We start from the raw sequence: 22,314 nt of genomic DNA, 5'->3' as shown, positions 1-22,314 counted from the left end.
ATGACATGAAAACCCCCACGACCCTGCGTCCCCTCGCCCTGTTGGCCGGAGCCGGCCTCGTCCTGACGGCATGCGGCTCGCCCGCGGCCCCGGCTGCCCGGATCAGCTCGTCCGCCCCGGCCGCCGGCACCGCCGCCACGTCCGACTCCGCACCATCCGCCACCACCGGGGCGTCCGACGGGACCACCCGCGTCGCCCTGACCTACGACGGCGGCCTGCTGGTGCTCGACGGCACCACCCTCGAACTCGCCGCCGACCTGCCGCTGGAAGGCTTCAACCGGGTGAACCCGGCCGGGGACGGCCGGCACGTCATGGTGTCCACCACCGGCGGGTTCCAGGTGCTGGACGCCGGCACCGCCGTCGACGGTGCTGCGTCCGAGCCGACGCTGACCGACCTGGTCTTCGCCGCGGACGCCCCGGGCCACGTCGTCCGTCACGGTGGTCGGACCGTCCTGTTCGCCGACGGCACCGGCGACATCACCGCCTTCGACACCGACGCGCTCGACGGTGCCGAGATGCCCGAGGTCACGGTCACGAAGTCCGAGGCGGCCCACCACGGTGTCGCCATCGAACTCACCGACGGCAGCATGCTGTCCACCCTCGGCACCGCCGACGGACGCACGGGAGTCCGTGTGCTGGACGCCTCCGGTACCGAGACCGCCCGCAACGAGCAGTGCCCCGCCGTCCACGGTGAGGGCACCGCGCAGGACGAGGTCGTGGTCTTCGGTTGCTCCGACGGCGTGCTGGTCTACCAGGACGGCACCTTCACCAAGCTCCAGGCGCCGGACACCTACGGCCGCATGGGCAATGCCTACGTCAGCGAGACCTCGCCGCTCATCGTCGGCGACTACAACTCCGACCCGGACAGCGAGGGGTACCTGCTGACCGAGTTGGCGCTCATCGACACCACGACCGACACCCTGAAGGTCGTCGACCTTCCCGACGGCGTCAAGTACACCTGGCGTGACGTCGCCCGCGGGCCCGCCGATGAGATCGTCCTGCTCAGCGCCGACGGCACCCTGAACACCCTCGACCCGGCGACCGGTGACATCACCGAATCCTGGGACGTCATCCAGCCGTGGACCAGCCCCGTCGAATGGCAGGACCCGCACCCGGCCCTCTCGGTCCACGGCGACATCGCCTACGTGACCGAGCCGGCCGAGCAGCGGATCGTCGCCGTCGACCTGACCGACGGGACGGTCGTCGCCGAGGCCACCCTGCCCGGCACCCCCAACGAAATCGCGGTCGCCGCAGCCTGATCCGCCCGGCCCGGACACGCACGTGCGGGTCGACCGCCATCGGTCGACCCGCACGCGTCAGCCGGCTCGCGAGGCCCACTCGGGCACGGTGCGCCGCCGGGACCCACCGGCACCCCCACCGTGGTGCGCTCCGGTGCCTCTGGGAGCGACCGACCCGGCCGCGGCGGTGTGCGCGGCCGACACGTGACCGTGAGATCCCCCGCCGCTGCTCGTCCTTCGGGATCGGCGGCACCGGACGAGCCCCGCCGGAGCAGGTCCCGATCGCCCGCGTCCGACGGGACCGAAACTCCGGCGAGCCGGTACGTGAGTCGACGGCTCAGATCAGCCGGAGCGCCCCCGGCCGGACGAGGCGGAACCAGCGGCTGCCGTAACGGCCCAACTCGACCTCCACCGCCCCGTCCCCGGCCACCGTGTCCTGCCGACGCGGATCGACCAGGTCCACCAGGAGGTCACCGGCCCGGTCGGGCAGCTGCAGCGCGACCGACACCGGATCGGACCCGACGTTGTGCACCAGCACCACCGTTCCGCCGCGCCAATCGGAGCGGTGCGCCAGCACGGCCCCGTGCTCCTGGTCCAGGACGGTCGTGGCACCCCAACCCAGTTCCGGTGACTCCCGGTAGATGCGGATGCGCTCCCGCATCCAGCTCAGCAGCGACTCCGGGTCGTGCCGCTGGTCCATCACGTTGACCTGGTCCGGGCCGAACGGCGCGTCGGGGAAGGGCCGGCAGAGCGCATCGGGGGAGTCCACGGCACTGAAGCCGCCGAGATCGCCGTCAGTCCATTGCATCGGCGTGCGCACGGCCATCCGACCGTCCAGTGAGAGCTGCTCGCCCAGCCCGATCTCCTCGCCGTAGAACAGGGTCGGCGTCCCCGGCAGGGACAGGGTGAGGCTGTACACCAGACGGATCCGGTCCTGGTCGCCGTCGAGCATGCCGGGGAGCCGGCGGCGCAGACCACGCCCGTAGACCTGCATCGTCTCGTCGGGGCCGAAGGCGTCGAAGACCTCCTGCCGCTCCGCCCGGCTCAACTTGTCCAGGGTGAGCTCGTCGTGGTTGCGGGCGAAGACCGCCCACTGCGAGTCGTCCGGCGTCGCCGGTCGGCTGCCGAGGGCGGTGCGCACCGGTCCCGCGTCGCCGCGGGCCAGCGCCAGGTACATCGCCTGCATCAGCGGGAAGTCAAAGAGCATGGTCAGCTCGTCGCCGTCCTCGTCGCCGAAGAACGCCCGGGCGTCCTGGTAGGGCAGGTTGACCTCGCCCAGCAGCACCGCGGTGCCGTCGCGCCGGTTGAGGAAGGCCCGGAGGTCGCGCAGGTAGTCGTGGGGGTCGGACAGATCCTCCGAGGGACCGGGAGCGCCGTCGCTGGACTGGGTCTCGAGGAGGAACGGGACGGCGTCGACGCGGAACCCGGACAGTCCGAGGGCCATCCAGAACCCCATGATGCGGGCGATCTCCTCCCGCACCTGCGGATTGGCCACGTTGAGATCGGGCTGACTGCGGTAGAAGCGGTGCAGGTAGTACTGGCCCGACTGCTCGTCGAGTGTCCAGATGCTGTCCTCGCGGTCGGGGAAGACGACGTCGCCGGGCTTCTCGGGGCCGGGCTCGTCGCGCCAGACGTACCAGTCCCGTCGTGGCGAGTCCTTCGAGGCGCGGGCCGCGACGAACCACGGATGCTCGCTGCTGGTGTGGTTGACCACCAGGTCGGCGATGACCCGCAAACCCTTCTCGCCGGCCGTCCGGACGAACTCCGCGAAGTCGCCGAGCGTGCCGAGACGGGGGTCCACGGCGTAGTAGTCGGTGATGTCGTACCCGTCGTCGACGTTCGCCGTGGGGTAGAAGGGCATCAACCAGACCACGTCGACCCCGAGATCGACGAGATGGTCGAGTCGCTCCGACAGGCCGGCGAAGTCACCGATGCCGTCGGCGTCGCCGTCGAAGAAGGTCTCCACGTCCAGGCAGTAGACGACGGCGTTCTTCCACCACACGTCACCGGTGATCGTCGCGCGCACGGGGGGTGCTCCTCGGGGTCGGAGGGACGGGGATGTGATCGGGTCGGCCCGGTACCGGAGGTGGCCTCACGCGACAGCGGGCTGCTGCAGCTGGGGCAGGACGTGACCGGAGAACGCCGCGATGAACGGATCGTCGTGCTGTCCGACGTGGTGCAGCATCAGCTCGTCGAAACCGAGGGCCGCGAACTCCGCCAGCCATGCGGTGTGCTGGGCGAGATCGGCGGAGGTGAGGACGTTCTCGGCCACCACCGCCGGGGGCACGTGCCGGGTCGCCGCCTCGAACTGCTCGGGATGCTCCAGGTTCCACGCGAGGTCGGTGGGAACGCAGTTGCCCTGCCACTGGTCGACGGCGATGGCGGTGGCCTCCTCCGCGTCGGGAGCCCAGGACAGGTGCACCTGCAGTCGCAGGGGTCCCCGGCCGCCGGCGTCACGGTAGGCACCGACCACCCGTCGCAACTGGTCGACCGGCTGGTTCACGGTGATCAACCCGTCGGCCCAGCCGGCCGCCCACGCGGCCGTCTCGGCGCTCACCGCCCCGGCCACCAGCTCGGGCGGTACCTCCGGCAGCGACCACAGCCGGGCCCGGTCGACGATCACGTGCCCGCGGTGGCTGACCTCCTCGCCCCGCCACAACGCCCGCATGACGTCCACGCACTCCCGGAGTCGTTCCATCCGTTCCGGCTTGGACGGCCAGCGGTCCCCGGTGACGTGTTCGTTGAGCGCCTCACCGCTGCCCAGGGCCACCCACGGCAACCGGCCGGGGAACATCGCGGCCAGGGTGGCCATGGCGTGCGCCGAGACGACCGGGTGGTAGCGCTGGCCGGGCGCGTGGAACGACCCCATCGGTATCCGCTGCGTGGCCTGGAGCGCCGCACCCAGCCAGGACCAGGTGAACCCGGAGTGGCCCTGCTTCGACGTCCAGGGCGCCAGGTGGTCCGAGCACATCACCGAGTCGAAGCCGGCCTGCTCGGCCTGGACCGCGGAATCGCGGAGCACCGCCGGGTGGACCTGTTCGTGAGAGGCGTGGAAGCCGATCAGCACCATGGCCCCATCCTGCCCGGCGGTCTCCCGAGCGGCGACCCGGGTGCGGGAGCACGGCGGACGGTGCGGGGGACGAGCGCGAGGCGCTGCGGTCCGACCGGGCCCGTCAGGACGGTCCCGGCCGCTGGATCGACCAGGGTCTCCGGCGAGCCGGCCGATACCCGCTCAGCTCAGCCGTTCCTCGTGGTGGTGCACGAACTTCCACGCACCGTCGACCCGCCGCAGTGCCGAGGTGCAACGCAGGTGCTCGTCGAGCGACGCGTCGTCGAAGACGGCGTCCAGCACGTGGTGCTCCACCGCCAGGTCGCCGTGCACGATGACGGTCGGCTCGGTCGCGTCCAGCCGCAGCGGGGCTTTCCGGGGCGCCGCCGGCTTCCCGGCGGCCGCCTCCCGGGCGGCGACCAGGTCGGCCTTGGTGCGCAGTCCCGGCGACGCGGTCTCCCACATCGTGCAGCCGTCGGCGAGGTGACCTTCCAGCCGCAGCCGGTCGTCGTCCAGATAGGCCTGGTACAGGTCGGTCACCACCGCCCACACCGCCGCCTGCTCACCCTGCAACCGCGAGGTCATCGCATCCCCTTCCGGTCGTCGCGGAGGACGACTCCGTCCTGCATCACGAACGAGATGCCGGCCATGGCGGCGATGTCGGCCAGCGGATCGTCGTCGACGGCGATCAGGTCGGCCACGTAGCCCGGCGCCACCCGGCCCACCTCGTCGTCGATCCGGCACACCGCGGCCCCGTTGACCGTGGCCGAGCGCAGCGTGTCCCGGAGCGACAGGCCGGCACCGTGCATGAAGCCCATCTCGGCGACGAACGCCGGCACGCCGTCGCAGTCGTCGCCGGGCGGGTAGTCGGTGCCGTTGGTCAGCGTCACCCCCGCCGCGATCAAGCGCTGGATGCTGGCCAGGTGCTCGCCCGACGCCGCCTTCGCGTTGGCGATCGAGTGTTCCTCGAAATGGTTGGCGCGCATCCAGCTCTCGCTGCGGGTGACGCTGAGCGTCGGGCTGACGAAGATGCCGGGCCGGGCCAGCAGTGACGCGGTCGCCTCGTCCACCACGTAGGCGTGCTCGAAGCTCGTGACCCCCTGGTCCAGCGCCTGCCGGATCGCCGCGTGGTGCCCGGCGTGCGCGACGACGTAGGTGCCCGCCTCGGTGGCGGCCCGCACCACGGCACCGATCTCGGCGTCGGTCATCTCCGGTACCTCGGGGCGCTCGCCGGCGTGCGCGAGCCCACCGGTGATGAAGATCTTGAGATGGTCGGCGCCCGCCTCCAGTTCGGCGACGGCCGCGGCGTAGAACGCGTCGGCGCCCTTCGCGTAGGCGCTGCCGGTGCCCTGCCCGTGTCCGTCCGGCGTCGACAGGGCCCGGCCGCCGGCCAGGATGCGCGGCGCGCGGAACCAGCCGCGGCGGGCCGCGTCCCGCACGGTGATGTCGATGCGGTGCTGCTCGTGGATGCAGCGCACCGTCGTCGCCCCGGCGAACAGGGCGGCGTGCGCCCGCTCGGCCGACCGCAGCGCGGTCAACGCCCGGTCCTCGTCCTCGTCGGTGTCGCTGAACGGGAAGACGATCGACAGGTGGGTGTGCACGGTGACGATGCCGGGCAGCAGGAACCGGCCGCCGAGGTCCAGGGTCGGCGCCTCCGGCGGGGGAGCGTCGGCGATCCGGTCGATGCGGCCGTCGACGACGTGGACCGCGGCGGCGGCGTGCGCCCCGAGGTCCAGGTCGACAAGACGGACGTCGGTGAGCCACATGTCGGTCACGCCTGCACCACTTCCCGGTCGTTGAGCCAGCAGGCCGCCTGCCGGCCGGCACCCAGCTGCAGCATCACCGGTTCGATGTCGGTGCACGGCTCGAACCGTCGCGGGCAGCGGGGATGGAACCGGCAGCCCGCCGGCGGCGCGGCGGGGTCGGGGACGTCACCGGGCAGGTCCACCGGCAGGGCGCCCGAACCGTCCGGGACGGGCACCGCCCCGATCAGCGCCGCGGTGTAGGGGTGCGCGGGCGCGTCCCAGACCTGTGCCGTGGGGCCGGCTTCCACGACTCTGCCCAGGTACATCACCGCGGTGACGTCGGCGACCTGCCGCACGATGGCCAGGTCGTGGGAGATGAACAGCAACCCCATGTCCAGCTCGCGGGTCAGCGTCACCAGCAGGTTGGCCACCGCCGCCTGCGCCGACGCGTCCAGGGCCGAGATGGCCTCGTCCGCCACGATCAGCGACGGTTCCGCCGCCAGCGCCCGGGCGATGGCCAGCCGCTGCCGCTGACCGCCCGAGAACTCGTGCGGGAAGCGGCGGGCGGCGTCGGTGGGCAGTTGCACCCGCTCCAGGAGCTCGGCGATCCGGGTGCGCCGGTCGCCGCGGAACCCCGCGGCCAGCCGCAGGCCGTCCTCGATCTGGTCGCCGATGCGCCGCCGGGGGTTGAGCGAGGAGTACGGGTCCTGGAACACCATCTGCATCCGCCGCAGCGCCGCCGGCCGGGAGCGGCGTCCCAGCGGCACCACCGGGGTGCCGTCGAAGCGGACGGTGCCGCCGCTGGTCGGTACCAGGCCGACCGCGGCCTTGGCCAGCGTCGACTTGCCGCAGCCGGATTCACCGACCAGGCCGACGATCTGACCACGTTCGACGGTCAGGTCGACCCCGGCGACGGCACGCACCGACCGGCCCCGCTGGGCGTAGGTGACGGCGACGTCGGACAGCTCGAGCAGGCTCATGCCGGACCCTTTCCCGACAGCACCGGGTCGGCCACGAACGGATCCACCCAGCAGGCCAGCCGGCGGTGGTCGTCCACCGGCAGCGCTTCGGGACGGTCGGTCCGGCAGGTCGCCTCGGCGAACGCGCAACGTGGGTGGAAGGCGCAGCCGGCGGGCTTGCCGCCCAGCACCGGCGGCGCTCCGGGGATCGGCACCAGCGAGGTGGTGCCCCGTTCCGGGTGCGGCAGCGCGTCCAGCAACCCGCGCGTGTAGGGGTGCCGGGGCACCCCGAGAACTCCGTTCGTGGGACCGCTCTCGGCGACGCGACCGGCGTACATCACCACCACCCGGTCGGCGATCGAACTCATCACGCCGAGGTCGTGGGTGATGATCACGATGGCCAGACCCTCCTCGCGGCGCAGCCGGTCCAGCAACCGCAGGATGCCGGCCTGGACGGTGACGTCCAGCGCGGTGGTGGGCTCGTCGGCGATGAGCAGCCGCGGTGAGCAGGCCAGCGCCACGGCGATCGCGACCCGCTGCCGCATGCCGCCGGAGAACTGGTGCGGGTAGGCCGACAGTGTCCGCGCCGGATCCGGGATCCGGACCTGCTCCAGCAGTTCCAGCGCCCGGGTCCGCGCCGCGCGCCGACCGGCGCCGGTGTGGAAACGCAGGTGCTCGGTGATCTGCTTCTCGACCGTCAGCATCGGGTGCAGCGAGGTCATCGGGTCCTGGAAGACCATCGACATGCTCCGGCCCCGCAGCCCGCGCAGCTGGTTCGCGGGCATGGTCAGCACGTCGTCCCCGTCGAAGCGCAGCGTGCCCTCGGTGGTGGCGCCGTGCGGCAGCAGGCCGAACAGCGCCAGCGCCGTCATGGTCTTGCCGCTGCCGCTCTCGCCGGCGACGCCGACGATCTCTCCCGGCGCGACGGTGAACGAGACGCCGTCGACCGCGGGCAGCCTGGTCCCGTCGCGCCCCGGCAGCAGCACGCGCAGGTCGTCGACGTCGAGCACCGGGGCGGTCACGGCAGGCTCCGCAGCGCGCGGGCGGTGCGCGGGTCCAGCGCGTCGCGCAGGGTGTCGCCGAGGAAGTTGAACGCGAGCACCACGGTGAGGATGGCCAGGCCCGGGAAGGCGCCGACCCACCAGGAGTCGAAGTTGCGGGCGCCGTCGGACACCATCGCACCCCACTCCGCCTGCGGGGCCTGGGCGCCCAGGCCCAGGAAGGACAGTCCGGACAGCAGCAGCACGGCGTTGCCGACCTCCAGGGCGGCGAGGACCAGCACCTGACCGGCGGCGTTCGGCCGCAGGTCGACGAGCAGGGTGCGGCGGGCCGACGAGCCCATCAGGCGTGCGGCGGAGACGAACTCGCTCTCCCGCAGCGACAGGATGAGGCTGCGGACCACCCGGGCGTAGGACGGCCAGGTCACGATGACCAGCGCGAGCACGGCGTTGCGCAGGCTCGGGCCGAACGCCGCCGCGGCGGCCATCGCCAGGATGATGCCGGGGAAGGCGAAGACGAGGTCGGCGATGCGCATGACGATCCCGTCCGCCCACCGTCCGAAGTAGCCCGCGATGGCGCCGAGCGTGGAGCCGACCAGGGTGGACAGCGCGACCAGCAGAACGGCCAGCGGGATGCTCACCCGCGCGCCGTACATCAGGCGGCTCAACACGTCCCGGCCGGAGCCGTCGGTGCCGAGCAGGTGCGCCGCGTCGGGCGCGGCCAGCCTCGGGAAGTCTTGCACCAGCGGGTCGTACGGCGCGAGCCACGGCGCGAGCAGGGCGACGAGCAGCCAGAAGGCGATGACCACGACGCCGACGACGGCCATCGGCCGCCGCCAGGGAGAGCCGCTGCGGCGCCGTACCTTCCGTCCGGTGGCGGGTTCGTCGGCCGGCGGGACCGGCAGCCCGTCGGAGATGATCGGGTTCGTCGTCACGTCAGCCCTGCCGGATCCGCGGATCGATGACGCTGTAGAGGATGTCGACGACCAGGTTGACGACCACGTAGATCACCGCGATCACGATGCTGACCCCCATCACCGCGGGCAGGTCCAGCGCCAGCGAGCTCTTGTAGGCGTACTGGCCCATCCCGGGCCAGCTGAAGATGTTCTCGACCAGCACGGTGCCCGACAGCAGCGACCCCAGCGCCAGGCCGGTGACCGTGATGATCGGCACCAGGGCCGGTCGCAGCACGTGCCGGAACAGCACCGTCCGCTCGGGAAGCCCCTTGGCGCGGGCCGCCCGGATGTAGTCGTTGCCCAGCACCTCGAGCATGGACGCCCGGGTGAAGCGGGTGATCATGCCGATCGTGTACGCGGCGAGGACCACCGCGGGCATGATGATGTGCTCCAGCGCCGAGCCGAAGGTCTCCCAGTTCCCGGTGAGCAGGCTGTCGACGAGCACCATGCCGGTGATGTCGGTCGGCCGGTCCATCCCGGGGTCGAGCTGACCGGTGCTGGGCAGCCACCCGAGCTTGACGCTGAACACGACCGAGGCGGCCAGGGCGAGCCAGAACGTCGGCACCGACACGCCACCCAGACTCAGCACCCGGATCAGCGAGTCGAGGAAGCGGTCGCGGTAGACGGCGGCGACGATGCCCAGCGCGAGTCCGACGACCAGCGAGATGACGATGGCGGCCAGCGCGAGTTCGGCGGTGGCGGGGAGGAACTTGGCGATGTCCGCGCCGACCGGACGTCGCGTCTGCTGCGACGTGCCCAGGTCGCCCTGCACGAGATTGCCCAGGTAGATGAGGTACTGCCGCCAGAGGGGTTCGTCCAGCCCGTACTTGGCGCGGAAGGCGGCGACGGTGGCCGGGTCCTCGATCGCGCGCTGCCCGAGGGCGGCGGCGGCGGGGTCACCGGGGACCAGATTGGTGAGGATGAACGCGACGAAGGAGATGCCGACGACGAGGAGCACGCCGGCGACCAGGCGCCGACCGATGAAGGACACCATCGGCGGCACCCCCCGGCGGGACCGTGGAGACGGTCCCGCCGGGGCGCCCGGTACGGCGGTGGCCGTCAGGTCAGGAGAGCTCACCGAGGTTCACGGTCCAGACCAGGTTGTAGGTCAGGCCTTTCAGCGAGCTCGCCGCCAGGAAGACCTGGGCCGGCTGGATGAGCGACATGACCGGACCCTTGTTCAGCTCGCGCTGGTAGTCCTGGTAGACCGCGACGCGCTCGTCGGCGTCGGTGGTCTCCAGTGCCTTGGCCATCAGCGCCTCGATGGTCGGGTCGCTGCCGGGCTGCCAGTTGACGCGCTTGCCGCCGACGACGCCGCCGGGGCCGAAGGCGAGGTAGTTGCTGGCGTCCGGGAAGTCCGGTCCCCACAGCCACAGCCCGATCTGCTGCTTGCCGCCGCGGGCCAGGTCGAGCACGGTGGTGATCGGTGCGCCCTGGAGTTCGACGTTGATGCCGACCTCCTTGAGGTTGGCCTGGATGCGGGTGGCCATGTCGGTGAACGACACGCCGTTCTGCGTCAGGTCCGAGGGGTAGGACACCTGGACCGGGCTGCCGTCGTAACCGGACGCGGCGAGCGAGGCCTTGGCCTTCTCCACGTCGCGCGTGATGCTGTCGGAGTCGGGCAGTGCGCCGGCCAACTGGACCGGGATCATCCCGGCGGCCTGCCGGGACCCCTCACCGGCGAGCTCGAGCAGGCTCTGGTAGTCGATGCCGTACCGGATCGCGTCCTCGAAGTCGCGGTTCGCCGTCCACTGGTTGATCTCGGGGTTGGCGTTGGTGAACAGGTAGAACGTGTACTGGCTGGGGACCGAGTTGGAGACGACCTCGCCGCCGCTGAGGTCCTTGACCTGGTCCGGGGACAGGTCCAGCGCGAGCTGGCTCTGGCCGGTGACCACGTTGTTCTTCTGCTGGGCGGCGTCGACGTTGCGCAGCACGACCTTGGTGTAGGTCGGCTTGGTGGCGCCCCAGTAGTCGGCGTTGATCTCGAAGTCGACCTCGGTCGTGAGGTCCAGCGACGCCAGCGTGTACGGGCCGCTGCCCATCGACTCGCTGTTGAGCGCCTGCTCGGCGGTGTCGGTGGTCGCGGCGTCGGCGGCGTCGGTGGCGCCGGCGGCCTTGGCCTTGGCGCTGTTGAGGATGCCCAGCGACGGGTTCGCGAGCTTGCCCAGCACGGCGGAGTCCACCGTGGCCGACTCCACCACGACGGTGGTGGCGTCGGGGGCGGAGACCGTCAGGCCGTCCATCAGGAACGACGGGTTGCCCTTGACGTTGGCCACCCGGTTCAGGGAGAAGACCACGTCGGCCGAGGTCACCGGGGTGCCGTCGCTGAACTTCGCCGCCGGGTTCAGGGTGAACGTGTAGGTCTTGCCGTCCTCGGACGTGGTCCAGCTGCTGGCCAGGTCGGGGACCACCTTCGTCAGGTCGTCACCGGCGAAGGTCACCAGGGTCGAGTAGAGCGCACGGGCCACGATCTGGCCGGTCGGCTCGTAGTTGTGCGCGGGATCCGCGCTCTTGAGCGAGAACACGGCGTCGACGACGAGCGTCTTGGACGCCCCGCCCCCGCCCGAGGTCCCGCTCGAGGAATTCTCCTCGGATCCACCACCGCATGCGGCGAGGACCATCGTCGTCGCCAGTAGACCGCCCAGAATGCGGCCCTGACGTGTGCGTCGTACACCCACGGACATTTCCTCTCCGACTTCGTCGACGATGCCGCGGCCGACCTCGACGAAGTGCGGGGCAGCCGGTCGTCGGGAGTATGGCACACCGGTGTTCTCGCCTCGTGTCACGCGAGAACGCCGGCACCGGCCGCAGCGGTGCCAGGAGATCCGTTGCGCATGGGTGCTTCTCGGAGCGAGCGCGGTTCGCGTGCCGACGGGCCCGTGTTCCACGCACGGTCGACGTCCCGACGGGGTCGACGTGCGTCGGCATCACCGGAGAATCGGGGCCGCACCGTCGGCGGTTCGTGCACGGCGGAATTCCCTTCGGGCGGACGTGCACCCGGGATTACGCTGCGCCGATGACGGACGAGCCCGGCGCCGACGACCGCATCCCGACCCTGTACGAATGGGCCGGCGGTTCAACTGCCTTCGACCGGATGATCGACGCCTTCTACGACCGGGTCGAACAGGACGACCTGTTGTCGCCGCTGTTCCCCGGCGGCGTGGCGCAGGCGCACCGCCGGCACGTCGCGACCTGGTGGTCGGAGGTCTTCGGCGGCCCGGCCGACTACACGGCGCATCACGGCGGGTACCGGGCGATGCTCGCGCACCACCGCGGGTTGGGCATCACGTCCGAGCAGCGGTTCCGGTTCGCCTCGCTGATGAGCCTGGCGGCCGACGACGCCGGAATGCCCGACGACCCGGAGTTCCGAGCGGCGCTGGTCGGCTACCTGGAGTGGGGCACGCGGCTGGCGCAGTCGAACTCGCAGCCGGGGGCGGTGGTCGTCGAGCAGGCGCCCGTGCCGCGGTGGGGGTGGGGAGTGGCGCCGCCGTACCGAGGCTGATCGTCCCGGTCAGTGCAGGGCCGCGCTCGCGGCCCGCAGTTCGGCCAGTGCGGCCAGGGCGTGGGGTGCGAGATCGTCCCCACCGTCACGCCCCTCGGCGGACCACGCGGCGTAGCCGCGCTTGAACGCCAGCACGCCCAGCTCGGCGGCCAGGTGCGCGGCCGCGTCGGGGACGCCCCGGTCCACCAGGGCCGCGGTCATCGCGGTGGCCATCCCGACGCTCTTGAGGGCATCCCGTTCCTGGAGCTCGGTGTGGGCCGCGACGGCGGCTTTGATGCGTGGGCCGAGATCGCGGTTGGCCGGTCCCATCGCGCCGGCGGCCCGTTCCAGGCCCACCGCGACGGCTTCCAGCGGACCCGCCTCCGGGGGCGCGTCGGCGATGCCGTCCGCGAGCAGCCGGCTCAGCGTCTCCTGGCCGGCCACCAGGAGTTCCCGCTTGTCCGAGAAGTGGCGGAAGAAGGTGCTTCTCGTGACTCCGGCGCGCTCGGCGATCTGCGCCACGGTCGTGGCGTCGTATCCCTGCTCCGTGAAGAGGTCGACGGCGGCGACGACAAGCCGTTCCGTCGCCCCCGGTTCCCATCGCGCCATCCGGTCATCGTAGGTGGCGGGCCGGAACCTCCCGGATCGCAGTGACGGGACTTCAGTCCCATCAGTCTGCTACGGTGATGAGACAGTAGTCCCGTCACGGAGGAGAGTCCCATGCAGGTCTTCGTCACCGGAGGTACCGGCACCATCGGTTCCGCCGTCGTCGCCGAGCTCGTTGCCCACGGCCACGCCGTACGGGGGCTGGCGCGCTCGGACGCGTCGGCGGCCGCGCTCGACGCCGCCGGCGCGGTCCCGGTGCGGGGGTCGCTCGCCGACCTCGACGTGCTGCGCGCCGGTGCCGCGCAGTCCGACGGGGTGATCAGTCTGGCGTTCGGCTCCGATTACAGCTCCGCGGAGGCGATCGAGCGCTCGGTCGCCGAGGAGCGCGACGTCCTGGCCGCGCTGGGGGAGGTGCTCGCCGGCACCGGCCGCCCGCTGGTGACGGTCTCCGGGACGCCGTGGATCCCCGGCCGCCTCGCCACCGAGGCCGATCCGCTGCCGACCGACGGCGTGGTGGGCGGCCGGGGACGTACGGTCGGCGCCGCGTTGGCGCTGGCCGACCGCGGGGTCCGCAGCACCGCCGTCCGGATGCCGCGGACCGTCCACGAGAACGGTGCCGGCGGATTCGTCGGCCTGCTGACCGCGGCCGCCCGCCGGTCTGGGACGGCGGCCTACCCCGGTGACGGGGCCCAGCGCTGGCCGGCCGTGCACGCCCGGGACGCGGCGGTGCTGTTCCGGCTGGCTCTGGAGGTCGCGCCGGCCGGCACCGCGTGGCACGCCGTCGCCGACGAGGGCACCGCGGTACGCGACATCGCCACCGTCATCGGCCGTCGGCTCGGTCTGCCCGTCGCTTCGGCGCCGGTGGAGGAGTTCGGGCCGTTCGGCGCCATCTTCGCGCTGGACCAGCCCGCCTCGAGCGCCCACACCCGGGACGTGCTGGGCTGGCGACCCACCCGTCCGGGCCAGCTGGCGGACCTGGAGAACCTCCGTCCTTGAATGCCTGCCGGGAGCGTCACGCGCAGGTCGGGCGCGCGGGGGTCACCAGGCCGACCCGGGCCACATCCGCCGGGACGCCGTCCCGATGACGGCGCCGATCACCGCACCGGCCAGGACATCGCTCGGGTAGTGCAGGCCGGTGCTCACCCGGGCCAGCCCGACGACGGTGGCCGACGCGGCGAGCGGAGCCGTCGAGCGCCGTCGGCGGCGCGCCACGACGACGAGGAACGCGATGGCCGACGCCGTGTGCCCGCTGGGGAAGCTCGACGACGACTTCGCCGGGGCCCGGCGCGTTGCGGGCACCAGCTGCCGCGGTGGGCGTCGGCGCACGATCACCCGCTTGAGGCCCTGGTTGGCCAGGAGACTGGTCACGGCGATGGTGACCAGCCCGTGCGCCGCCGAGCGGACGGCCGGTGGCCGGCGGGTGGCGGCCATCCCGGCGGCCACCAGCACCCACACCCCGGAATGGTCGGACAGCCGGGTCACCACCGGGGTGGCCCGGTCGAGCACCACGTTCTCCACGGTGGCGAGCCGGCGGAAGGCGAGGTCGTCCCAGCGGGCCACCTCGGCCGCGGCGCGGCGGGCCATGGCCCGCACGGACGCCCCGGTCGCCGCCGCCCGGTGGCGCCGGCCCGTGGTCATCCGCCCGCCCGGCTGATGGTGAAGGCCGTCAGGAACCCGGCGGCGGTGATGAGACCCGTCGCGGCGTGGTCCTTCTCGAACGCCTCCGGGATCATCGTGTCGGCGAGCATGGCGAGGATGGCGCCCGCGGCGATCGCGGTGATCACCGCGACGGTCGCCGGCGAGGCGTCCTGCAGCGTGAGCGCCCCGACCAGCGCGGCCAGGCCGCTGGCGACCGCGATGCCACCCCACACCCCGAAGACGTAGCCGGCTCGTCGCCCGGACGCCTTCATGCCCGCCGCGCTGCTGAGGCCCTCCGGCAGGTTGGAGATGAAGATGGCCGCCAGCACCCCGATCCCGACGCCCTGCCCGCCGAGCAGCGACAGGCCCAGCACCACCGACTCCGGGATGCCGTCCAGCAGCGCGCCGATCGCGATGGCCGCGCCGCTGCCCTGCTGCTCCTGCTCCGACGGCTGCTGACCGCCGGACCGCTTGCGGTGCCGGGCCCCCCGCCGGGCCAGCAGCGCGTTGGCCGCGACGTAGACGACGGCGCCCGCCACGAACCCACCGATGGTGGCGCCCAGCCCGCCCTGGGTCTCGGCCTCGTCGACGAGGTCGAAGGCCAGCGCCGAGATCAGCACCCCCGCACCGAACGCCATCACGCCGGCGACCACCCGCGGTGGTACCCGGACGAACCAGGCGATCAGGGCGCCGAGCACCAGTGCCAGTCCGGCCACCAGTCCCCACGCGCCGGCCTGCAAAGACAGAGACACGCCGTACTCCGGGTCCTGACGTCGCCGTACCGGCGCCGTCCGCTGGGCCGCGACCGGTGACCGGTCGCGGGCGGTTCCGCCGTGGGTTCGACGTGCAGATCAGTCGTACCCGATCCGGTGCCGGCGTCGTGCGGGACGGGCCGGCGGCGTGCGCCCGCCCCGGTGGCTGGGTATCCCCTGGGTGGCCGGCTGTGACGGCGCCCCGCCCGGGGGCGCGTCGCGCGCCGGTCCGCGACCGGGCCGGGTTGAACCATGCAGCCCTTCGAGCCCGGTCCCCGGGAGACCGCCCCACCCGGGTGTCGGCGGGTCCCGGTCGTACGGAGAGAGATCCCCATGACCGACGCATCCACGCGCCCGCTCGCCCTCGTGACCGGCGCTTCCAGCGGTATCGGGCTCGAGTTGGCCCGTCAGTTCCTCACCCACGGCTTCGACGTCGTGGTCACCGCCGAGGACGACATCGCCGAGGCCACCGCCGGACTCGCCGTCGACGGGGCGGCCGTCATCCCGGTGAGAGCGGACCTCGAGGTCCCCGGTGGAGCGGAGACGGTGCTCGAGGCCGTCGCCGCGACGGGCCGACCGCTCGCGGCGGCGGCACTCAACGCCGGGTTCGCGAACGGCGGCCGCTTCGTCGACATCCCGCTGGCGGACGAGATCCGCCTGATCGCGGTCAACATCACCGCTCCGGTGCACTTCGCCAAGCGGCTGCTGCCGGCGATGATCGAGCGTGGCGAGGGCCGGATCCTGTTCACCTCGTCGGTGGCGGCGACGATGCCGGGCCCCTACTACGCGACCTACGCGGCGTCCAAGGCGTTCGTGCAGTCGTTCGCCGAAGCCGTCCGGCACGAGGTCAAGGACACCGGGGTCACCGTCACCGCGCTGCTGCCCGGGCCGACCGACACCGACTTCTTCGCCGCGGCCGACATGCTCGACACTCCGGTCGCCAAGGCGAAGAAGGACGACCCCGCCGACGTGGCGAAGGACGGCTTCGAGGCTCTGATGGCGGGCAAGGACTCGGTCGTCGCGGGGTCGCTGAAGAACAAGGCGCAGGTCGTCGGCGGCGCGGTGCTGTCGGACACCGCCAAGGCCAGGATGCACGCCGGGATGACCAAGCCCGAGAGCGTGTGACGCCGTGAGACCGCGGCCCGGACGGGAGCGTCCGTGGATGTCCTCCCGCCGGGCCGCCGCACTCAGAAGTCGATCTCGCCGCGGATGAAGCGCTCGACGTTCTCGCGGGCGTCGTCGTCGCCGTACTGCACCGGCGGCGACTTCATGAAGTAGGCGCTGGCGCTCTCGACGGGGCCACCGATGCCGCGGTCCAGGGCGATCTTCGCGGCGCGGATCGCGTCGATGATGACGCCGGCCGAGTTGGGGGAGTCCCAGACCTCGAGCTTGTACTCCAGTGACAGCGGTGCGTCACCGAAGGCGCGACCCTCGAGCCGGACGTAGGCCCACTTGCGGTCGGTGAGCCACGGGACGTGGTCCGACGGGCCGATGTGGACGTTGTCCCGGCCCATCTCGCGGGGCACCTGGCTGGTCACCGACTGGGTCTTGGAGATCTTCTTCGACTCGAGGCGGTCGCGCTCGAGCATGTTCTTGAAGTCCATGTTGCCGCCGACGTTGAGCTGCATGGTGCGGTCCAGGGTGACGCCCCGGTCCTCGAACAGCTTCGCCAGCACCCGGTGCGTGATCGTGGCGCCGACCTGGCTCTTGATGTCGTCCCCGATGACGGGAACCCCGGCCGCACGGAACTTCTCGGCCCAGGCGGGGGTGCCCGCGATGAACACCGGCAGGGCGTTCACGAACGCCACCTTCGCGTCGATGGCCGCCTGCGCGTAGTGCTGCACCGCGTCCTCGGAGCCGACCGGCAGGTAGCAGACGAGCACGTCGGCGCGGGCCTCGCGGAGTGCGGCGACCATGTCGACCGGCTCGGCGTCGGACTCCCCGATCGTCTCCCGGTAGTAGCGGCCGAGGCCGTCCAGGGTGACGCCACGCTGCACGACGACACCGGTCGGCGGGACGTCGGCGATGCGGATGGTGTTGTTCTGCGAGGCCGAGATCGCCTCGGAGAGATCGGTGCCGACCTTCTTGGCGTCGACGTCGAAGGCGGCCACGAACTCCAGATCCGAGACGTGGTAGTCGCCGAAGCTGACGTGCATCAGCCCGGGGACGCGGCTGTCGGGAGCGGCGTTGCGGTAGTACTCCACACCCTGCACGAGCGAGGAGGCGCAGTTTCCGACGCCGACGATGGCGACGCGGATCGGGTGCGCAGACGGCGTGGCGGACGCCTCGGCGGCCGCGGGTGAGGCTGTGGTCATCGGGATACTCCAGGCAGACGGGGTCGGGCGGGTGCCCCGATGTTACAAGCCTGGCTCCATGTCACCTGACATAGCTGCACGAATGTCACTACTGGGCCGGCGGTCCGAATCGACCCGACCGGGTCGCCGCCCGGTCGTACAGCGGTCGCTCACGCGCTGCCGGACGCCGGGCCGGTCGGTGCACCCTGGGCCGGCGGTGCGCGGTGACCGCCGAGCCGGACGGTGCCCCCGGACGGGCGGTCACGACGACCCGCACGTCGCCGTGCCGACCTGGGCGTCCGGTGGGGCTCGCCGTAGCCATTTGATCCCGGGCGGTCCCGGCGGATGGTGGGATGCGGGGGGACGATCGACGCGCGACCGTCCCTCGCGCCCTCGGCGGTGCGTGACGCCGCGGCCCTGCGGACGTCGCCCGGAGGGAAGGCGGTGCGCATGGCGGGTCGGACGCGGGTGGGGTGGCGGTGCGCCGCGGCCGCGACGATCCTGGGCCTGGTCTCCGGATGCGGGCTGTGGCCGAGTGGACCGGTGGTCGGCACATCGTCCACGTCCGCCACCGGGTCGGGGCCCGCCCCGACGTCCGTCGGCGCGGCCGCGGCGGCGTTGTCCCGGCTGCCGGTGGCCGAGTGGGAGCGCAGCGCCCCGTACTCCCGGGACGCCTTCGGTCAGCGGTGGTCCGACGACGTCGACGCGCCCGGTGGGCACAACGGCTGCGATCAGCGCTCGGACGTCATCCGGCGCGACCTCGCCGCGGTCGTGGTGAAACCGGGGACCCAGGGATGCGTGCCGCTCACCGGCACCCTGCTGGACCCGTACAGCGGTGCCTCGATCGCGTTCGTCCGTGGAGCCGACACGTCGGCGGCCGTCCAGATCGACCACGTGGTCGCGCTGTCCAACGCCTGGCGGACCGGCGCCCAGCGGTTGACCGCACAGGCGCGGCAGGACTTCGCCGGTGACCCGCTCGGTCTGCTGGCCGTGGCCGGCCCGGTGAACCAGGCCAAGGGCGACGACGACGCCGCCGCCTGGCTACCGCCGAACGCCTCCTACCGCTGCGCCTACGTGGCCCGCCAGATCGCGGTCAAGACCGCCTACGGATTCTGGGTCACCCCCGCCGAGGCCGCCGCGATGGAAACGGTGCTCGCCACCTGCCCCGGACAGCCGCTGCCGGTCGGCGACGACATCCCGCAGCCGGTGCGCTGATCTCAGCTCGGGTCGGCGCGGACCGTTCGAGGTCCGCGGGTGTGACCGTCGGATCTGGGTGTGCTCGTCCTGCAGGGTGCGTGGATCCCGGTTCGTTGAGCGGACCTGGCCCCCTCGTTCCACCCGGGCACCTCGTCCGCAATCCTCGGGTTTGCCCATCGAATGTGGGCGTGCCGGTCCTACAGGGTGCGTTGATCCAGGTTGGTGCGGCAGATTCGGCGTCGACCGCGAGTTCAGCGCCGCGTCTAAAATCTGCGGGTCTGCCGAACGGATGTGGGTGTGCCCGTCCTGCAGGGTGCGTTGATCCAGGTTGGTGCGGCATATCCGGCGTGGTCGATCATGAGCTCGGGCGCCTTGTGCCGACTTTGCCGGTGTGCCCATCGGATTCGGGTGTGCCTGTCCTGCAGGGTGCGTAGATCCAGGTTCGTGCGGCAGATTCGGCGCCGACCGTGAGTTCAGCGTCTGTGTCTGCGGGTCTGCCCATCGAATGCGGGTGTGCCTGTCCTGCAGGATGCGTGGATCCCGGTTCGTGCGCCACATCCGGCGCCGACGGTGAGTTCAGCGTCTGTGTCCGGGGTCTGCTCATCGGATGTGGGTGTGCCTGTCCTGCAGGGTGCGTTGGTCCCGGTTGGTGCGGCAGATCCGGCGTGGTCGACATGGATTCAGCGCCTCCGTCCGAATTCTGCGGGGTTTGCCCATCGGATGTGGGTGTGCCTGTCCTGCAGGGTGCGTAAATCCCGGTTCGTGCGGCAGATCCGGCGTGGTCGATCCGTGAGTGCCGGCGCCCCGCCGGGGTCCCGCGGTTGTACCCATCGGATGGGAAGGTGCTCGTCAGGGGGCGTGGGTCCCGGTTCGTTGAGCAGACTCGGCTACTCGTTCGACCCCCGGCACCTCGTCCGGATGCCCCGGGGTTTGCCTACCGGATGTGGGTGTGCCTGTCCTGGAGGGTGCGTACATCCGGATCGGTGCGGCAGATTCGGCGTGGTCGATGCGTGAGTGCCGGCGCCTCGTCGGGGTTCTGCGGGTCTGCTCATCGGATGTGGGTGTGCCTGTCCTGCAGGGTGCGTTGATCCAGGTTGGTGCGGTAGATCTGGCGTCGTCGATCTGGGAGCTCGCGCGCCACGTCCTGATTTTCGGGTCTGCTCATCGGATGTGGGTGTGCCTGTCCTGCAGGGTGCGTTGATCCAGGTTGGTGCGGCAGATCCGGCGCCGACGGTGAGTTCAGCGTCTGTGTCCGGGGTCTGCGGGTGTGCCCATCGGATGCGGGTGTGCCTGTCCTGGAGGGTGCGTACATCCGGATTGGTGCGGCACATTCGGCGTGGTCGATGCGTGAGTGCCGGCGCCTCGTCGGGTTCTGCGGTTGTGCCCATCGGATGCGGGTGTGCCCGTCCTGCAGGGTGCGTGGATTCAGGTTGGTGCGGCAGATTCGGCGCCGCCGGTGAGTTCAGCGTCTGTGTCCGGGGTCTGCGGGTGTGCCCATCGAATGTGGGACTGCCCGTCCTGCAGGGTGCGTGGATCCCGGTTCGTGCGGCAGATCCGCGTGGTCGACCGTGAGTTCAGCGCCGCGTCCGGGATCTGCGGGTCTGCCCACCGGATGTAGGTGCGCAAGTCCTGCATGGTGCGCGGATCGCGGTCCGTTGAGCAGACCCAGCCCGCCGTCGGGCCCCGGCACCCGGTACCGCCCGGTGCCGTCGCCCCGCTACCGTCACCCGGCCGCCGCCTCCAGCAGCGGCCGGATGCGCATCGGCATCGCCTCGACGAGCGAGATGGCGGTGTTGGTCCGCACCACCCCGTCGATCGTCAGCATCATGTTGGTGATCCGCAGCAGGTCGGGGGTGTCGCGGGCGACGACCTTCACCAGGAAGTCGTACTCGCCGGTCATCGCGTGGATCTCCACGACCTCGGGCAGCGTCCGCAGCCCCGCGACGGCGCTGCCGCCGGACGCCTGGCTGATGGCGACGGAGACGAACGCGACCAGGTCGTAGCCCAGGGCCACCGGGTCGACCCGGCGGCTGAAGCCGCGCAGGGCGCCCCCGTCGGTCAGTCGGCGCAGCCGGGCGTGCACCGTGTTGCGGGCGATGCCCAGCGACCGGGCCAGAGCGAGGGTGGTCGCCTCGGGATCGTCGTCCAGCGCGAGCAGGATGCGGGCGTCCAGGGGATCGATGCGGTCCATGGTGAGCATTCTGACACAAATTGTCAGCGTAAGGTGCCACAATGCGCAACATTTCCGCCGCGTGTTGTGCAGAGTGCGGTACGGAGACACACTGGAGCCATGACATCTTCCGTGCTGGTCGACCGGCTCGATCCCGCCGCCCCGGCTCTGCGGGCGGCCGTCGCGGGGTTGCCCGCCTACCTCGCCGGCCGCCGCTCGGTCTCCGAGCTGACCGCGGCGCTGGCCTCCAACGAGAGCCACTACCCGCCCCTGCCGTCGGTCGTCGACGTGGTCCGGGAGCAGGCGCTGCGCATCAACCGGTATCCCGACATGGGGGCGGTCGAGCTGCGCGAGCGGATCGCCGCGCACCTCGGCGCCACGGTCGACGAGATCGCGGTCGGGCCGGGCAGTGTCGGAGTGCTGCAGCAGATCGTCACCGCGCTGTGCGACGCCGGCGACGAGGTCGTGCATGCGTGGCGCTCGTTCGAGGCGTACCCGATCCTGGTCAGCCTGGCCGGTGCGCGCTCGGTGGGCGTGCCGCTGCGCGCCGACGAGAGCCACGACCTCGACGCGATGGCCGCGGCGATCACCGACCGCACCCGCGTCGTGGTCCTCTGCTCGCCCAACAACCCGACCGGCGTCTCGATCAGCGCCGGTGAGCTCGACCGGTTCCTGGCCGGGGTGCCCGCCTCCGTGCTGGTCGTCCTCGACGAGGCCTACGTGGAGTACGCCACCCGGCCCGACACCATCGACGCGATGGCGGTGTTCCGGGCGCACGGGAACGTCTGCGTGTTGCGGACCTTCAGCAAGGCGTACGGCCTGGCCGGGCTCCGGGTCGGGTACGCCGTGGCCCGGCCGGCCCTCGCCGACGGCCTCCGACGCACCGGGATCCCCTTCGCCGTCAGTGGTCTCGCCCAGCGCGCGGCCATCGCGTCGCTCGATGCGGTGGGCGAGATGCGTGACCGGGTGGCCGCCGTGGTGGCCGAGCGCCGCCGCGTCACCGATGCGCTGCGGTCCGCCGGCTGGCAGCTGCCCGACAGCGAGGCCAACTTCGTCTGGCTCCGGGCCGACGACACCCTGCGCGCCCGCCTCGTCGACACCCTCGCCGACGCCGACATCCTGGTCCGGGGCTACGCCGGGGACGGGGTCCGCATCTCGCTGGCCGACCGGGCCACCGACGACCGGGTGCTCGCCGTGCTGAGCGACCGCGGCCGCTTTCCCGACTGACCCG

Annotated in this window: 20 protein-coding genes; 6 read left to right on the top strand and 14 right to left on the bottom strand. The window is 72.0% G+C overall.

The window, feature by feature from the left end; genetic code table 11:
- The first annotated feature begins 5 nt into the window (after window positions 1–5).
- Window positions 6–1,259, top strand: coding sequence for a zinc metallochaperone AztD (gene aztD / locus DB033_RS12325; protein ID WP_111766935.1), 1,254 nt, complete (start codon window positions 6–8; stop codon window positions 1,257–1,259).
- A gap of 316 nt (window positions 1,260–1,575) precedes the next feature.
- Here the strand turns inward: aztD and DB033_RS12320 are convergent, their stop codons facing one another.
- The 9 genes from DB033_RS12320 to DB033_RS12280 form a co-directional block, all read right to left on the bottom strand.
- Window positions 1,576–3,264: an alpha-amylase family protein gene (locus DB033_RS12320; protein WP_111766934.1), complete on the bottom strand. Its 1,689-nt coding sequence runs from the start codon at window positions 3,262–3,264 to the stop codon at window positions 1,576–1,578.
- A gap of 66 nt (window positions 3,265–3,330) precedes the next feature.
- Window positions 3,331–4,308, bottom strand: a complete 978-nt coding sequence (locus DB033_RS12315; protein WP_111766933.1) for a TIGR03885 family FMN-dependent LLM class oxidoreductase — start codon at window positions 4,306–4,308, stop codon at window positions 3,331–3,333.
- A 162-nt stretch (window positions 4,309–4,470) separates the two neighbouring features.
- Window positions 4,471–4,872, bottom strand: coding sequence for a nuclear transport factor 2 family protein (locus DB033_RS12310; RefSeq protein WP_111766932.1), 402 nt, complete (start codon window positions 4,870–4,872; stop codon window positions 4,471–4,473).
- Window positions 4,869–6,053, bottom strand: coding sequence for an amidohydrolase family protein (locus tag DB033_RS12305; RefSeq protein WP_240615891.1), 1,185 nt, complete (start codon window positions 6,051–6,053; stop codon window positions 4,869–4,871). Before DB033_RS12305 ends, DB033_RS12310 begins: the two co-directional genes overlap by 4 nt.
- A gap of 5 nt (window positions 6,054–6,058) precedes the next feature.
- A complete protein-coding gene (locus DB033_RS12300) occupies window positions 6,059–7,012 on the bottom strand; it encodes an ABC transporter ATP-binding protein (RefSeq protein ID WP_111766930.1) in 954 nt (317 codons plus the stop codon).
- Window positions 7,009–8,013, bottom strand: coding sequence for an ABC transporter ATP-binding protein (locus DB033_RS12295; RefSeq protein WP_111766929.1), 1,005 nt, complete (start codon window positions 8,011–8,013; stop codon window positions 7,009–7,011). The genes DB033_RS12300 and DB033_RS12295 overlap by 4 nt, the downstream gene beginning before the upstream one ends.
- On the bottom strand, window positions 8,010–8,924 hold the full coding sequence (locus tag DB033_RS12290) for an ABC transporter permease (RefSeq protein WP_205843780.1): 915 nt from the start codon (window positions 8,922–8,924) through the stop codon (window positions 8,010–8,012). The genes DB033_RS12295 and DB033_RS12290 overlap by 4 nt, the downstream gene beginning before the upstream one ends.
- A gap of 1 nt (window position 8,925) precedes the next feature.
- On the bottom strand, window positions 8,926–9,939 hold the full coding sequence (locus DB033_RS12285; protein ID WP_111767452.1) for an ABC transporter permease: 1,014 nt from the start codon (window positions 9,937–9,939) through the stop codon (window positions 8,926–8,928).
- A 70-nt stretch (window positions 9,940–10,009) separates the two neighbouring features.
- Window positions 10,010–11,566 carry an ABC transporter substrate-binding protein gene (locus DB033_RS12280; protein ID WP_205843779.1) on the bottom strand — a complete coding sequence of 519 codons (1,557 nt, stop codon included), beginning with the start codon at window positions 11,564–11,566 and terminating at the stop codon, window positions 10,010–10,012.
- Between the two features lie 395 nt (window positions 11,567–11,961).
- Here DB033_RS12280 and DB033_RS12275 point away from each other — a divergent pair, with 395 nt between their 5' ends.
- The gene (locus tag DB033_RS12275; RefSeq protein WP_111766927.1) at window positions 11,962–12,447 is read left to right on the top strand and encodes a group II truncated hemoglobin; all 486 of its coding nucleotides are present in this window, start codon (window positions 11,962–11,964) and stop codon (window positions 12,445–12,447) included.
- 9 nt (window positions 12,448–12,456) lie between these two features.
- Here the strand turns inward: DB033_RS12275 and DB033_RS12270 are convergent, their stop codons facing one another.
- The gene (locus DB033_RS12270) at window positions 12,457–13,035 is read right to left on the bottom strand and encodes a TetR/AcrR family transcriptional regulator (protein ID WP_111766926.1); all 579 of its coding nucleotides are present in this window, start codon (window positions 13,033–13,035) and stop codon (window positions 12,457–12,459) included.
- A gap of 111 nt (window positions 13,036–13,146) precedes the next feature.
- Between DB033_RS12270 and DB033_RS12265 the strand changes: the two genes are divergently transcribed.
- On the top strand, window positions 13,147–14,028 hold the full coding sequence (locus DB033_RS12265; RefSeq protein ID WP_111766925.1) for an NAD-dependent epimerase/dehydratase family protein: 882 nt from the start codon (window positions 13,147–13,149) through the stop codon (window positions 14,026–14,028).
- 42 nt (window positions 14,029–14,070) lie between these two features.
- Here DB033_RS12265 and DB033_RS12260 read toward each other — a convergent pair whose 3' ends face one another.
- Together DB033_RS12260 and DB033_RS12255 are read right to left on the bottom strand one after the other, a co-directional pair.
- A complete protein-coding gene (locus tag DB033_RS12260) occupies window positions 14,071–14,670 on the bottom strand; it encodes a phosphatase PAP2 family protein (RefSeq protein ID WP_111766924.1) in 600 nt (199 codons plus the stop codon).
- Window positions 14,667–15,422 (bottom strand): ZIP family metal transporter, encoded by a 756-nt coding sequence (locus DB033_RS12255; protein WP_111766923.1) that lies wholly within the window; start codon window positions 15,420–15,422, stop codon window positions 14,667–14,669. The genes DB033_RS12260 and DB033_RS12255 overlap by 4 nt, the downstream gene beginning before the upstream one ends.
- 333 nt (window positions 15,423–15,755) lie before the next feature.
- Here DB033_RS12255 and DB033_RS12250 point away from each other — a divergent pair, with 333 nt between their 5' ends.
- Window positions 15,756–16,547: an SDR family NAD(P)-dependent oxidoreductase gene (locus DB033_RS12250; protein ID WP_111766922.1), complete on the top strand. Its 792-nt coding sequence runs from the start codon at window positions 15,756–15,758 to the stop codon at window positions 16,545–16,547.
- A 62-nt stretch (window positions 16,548–16,609) separates the two neighbouring features.
- Here the strand turns inward: DB033_RS12250 and DB033_RS12245 are convergent, their stop codons facing one another.
- On the bottom strand, window positions 16,610–17,737 hold the full coding sequence (locus tag DB033_RS12245) for an inositol-3-phosphate synthase (protein WP_111766921.1): 1,128 nt from the start codon (window positions 17,735–17,737) through the stop codon (window positions 16,610–16,612).
- 429 nt (window positions 17,738–18,166) lie between these two features.
- Between DB033_RS12245 and DB033_RS12240 the strand changes: the two genes are divergently transcribed.
- The gene (locus tag DB033_RS12240) at window positions 18,167–18,931 is read left to right on the top strand and encodes an HNH endonuclease family protein (RefSeq protein ID WP_111767451.1); all 765 of its coding nucleotides are present in this window, start codon (window positions 18,167–18,169) and stop codon (window positions 18,929–18,931) included.
- A gap of 1,705 nt (window positions 18,932–20,636) precedes the next feature.
- Here the strand turns inward: DB033_RS12240 and DB033_RS12230 are convergent.
- Window positions 20,637–21,104: an Lrp/AsnC family transcriptional regulator gene (locus DB033_RS12230; RefSeq protein WP_111767450.1), complete on the bottom strand. Its 468-nt coding sequence runs from the start codon at window positions 21,102–21,104 to the stop codon at window positions 20,637–20,639.
- 99 nt (window positions 21,105–21,203) lie between these two features.
- Between DB033_RS12230 and DB033_RS12225 the strand changes: the two genes are divergently transcribed.
- Window positions 21,204–22,310 (top strand): histidinol-phosphate transaminase, encoded by a 1,107-nt coding sequence (locus DB033_RS12225; protein WP_111766919.1) that lies wholly within the window; start codon window positions 21,204–21,206, stop codon window positions 22,308–22,310.
- Window positions 22,311–22,314 lie beyond the last annotated feature (4 nt).

Origin of the sequence: Nakamurella deserti (assembly GCF_003260015.1) — a bacterium.
GTDB lineage: Bacteria > Actinomycetota > Actinomycetes > Mycobacteriales > Nakamurellaceae > Nakamurella > Nakamurella deserti.
This window is presented reverse-complemented; position numbering and strand designations above follow the sequence as displayed.

What these genes read in the sequence shown, in the direction of transcription:
- aztD (WP_111766935.1), top strand. Translation starts at nt 6, where the DNA reads ATGAAAACCCCCACGACCCTGCGTCCCCTCGCCCTGTTGGCCGGAGCC.
- DB033_RS12315 (WP_111766933.1), bottom strand. Translation starts at nt 4,308, where the DNA reads ATGGTGCTGATCGGCTTCCACGCCTCTCACGAACAGGTCCACCCGGCG.
- DB033_RS12310 (WP_111766932.1), bottom strand. Translation starts at nt 4,872, where the DNA reads ATGACCTCGCGGTTGCAGGGTGAGCAGGCGGCGGTGTGGGCGGTGGTG.
- DB033_RS12305 (WP_240615891.1), bottom strand. Translation starts at nt 6,053, where the DNA reads ATGTGGCTCACCGACGTCCGTCTTGTCGACCTGGACCTCGGGGCGCAC.
- DB033_RS12300 (WP_111766930.1), bottom strand. Translation starts at nt 7,012, where the DNA reads ATGAGCCTGCTCGAGCTGTCCGACGTCGCCGTCACCTACGCCCAGCGG.
- DB033_RS12285 (WP_111767452.1), bottom strand. Translation starts at nt 9,939, where the DNA reads ATGGTGTCCTTCATCGGTCGGCGCCTGGTCGCCGGCGTGCTCCTCGTC.
- DB033_RS12280 (WP_205843779.1), bottom strand. Translation starts at nt 11,566, where the DNA reads ATGGTCCTCGCCGCATGCGGTGGTGGATCCGAGGAGAATTCCTCGAGC.
- DB033_RS12275 (WP_111766927.1), top strand. Translation starts at nt 11,962, where the DNA reads ATGACGGACGAGCCCGGCGCCGACGACCGCATCCCGACCCTGTACGAA.
- DB033_RS12270 (WP_111766926.1), bottom strand. Translation starts at nt 13,035, where the DNA reads ATGGCGCGATGGGAACCGGGGGCGACGGAACGGCTTGTCGTCGCCGCC.
- DB033_RS12265 (WP_111766925.1), top strand. Translation starts at nt 13,147, where the DNA reads ATGCAGGTCTTCGTCACCGGAGGTACCGGCACCATCGGTTCCGCCGTC.
- DB033_RS12260 (WP_111766924.1), bottom strand. Translation starts at nt 14,670, where the DNA reads ATGACCACGGGCCGGCGCCACCGGGCGGCGGCGACCGGGGCGTCCGTG.
- DB033_RS12250 (WP_111766922.1), top strand. Translation starts at nt 15,756, where the DNA reads ATGACCGACGCATCCACGCGCCCGCTCGCCCTCGTGACCGGCGCTTCC.
- DB033_RS12245 (WP_111766921.1), bottom strand. Translation starts at nt 17,737, where the DNA reads ATGACCACAGCCTCACCCGCGGCCGCCGAGGCGTCCGCCACGCCGTCT.
- DB033_RS12240 (WP_111767451.1), top strand. Translation starts at nt 18,167, where the DNA reads ATGGCGGGTCGGACGCGGGTGGGGTGGCGGTGCGCCGCGGCCGCGACG.
- DB033_RS12230 (WP_111767450.1), bottom strand. Translation starts at nt 21,104, where the DNA reads ATGGACCGCATCGATCCCCTGGACGCCCGCATCCTGCTCGCGCTGGAC.
- DB033_RS12225 (WP_111766919.1), top strand. Translation starts at nt 21,204, where the DNA reads ATGACATCTTCCGTGCTGGTCGACCGGCTCGATCCCGCCGCCCCGGCT.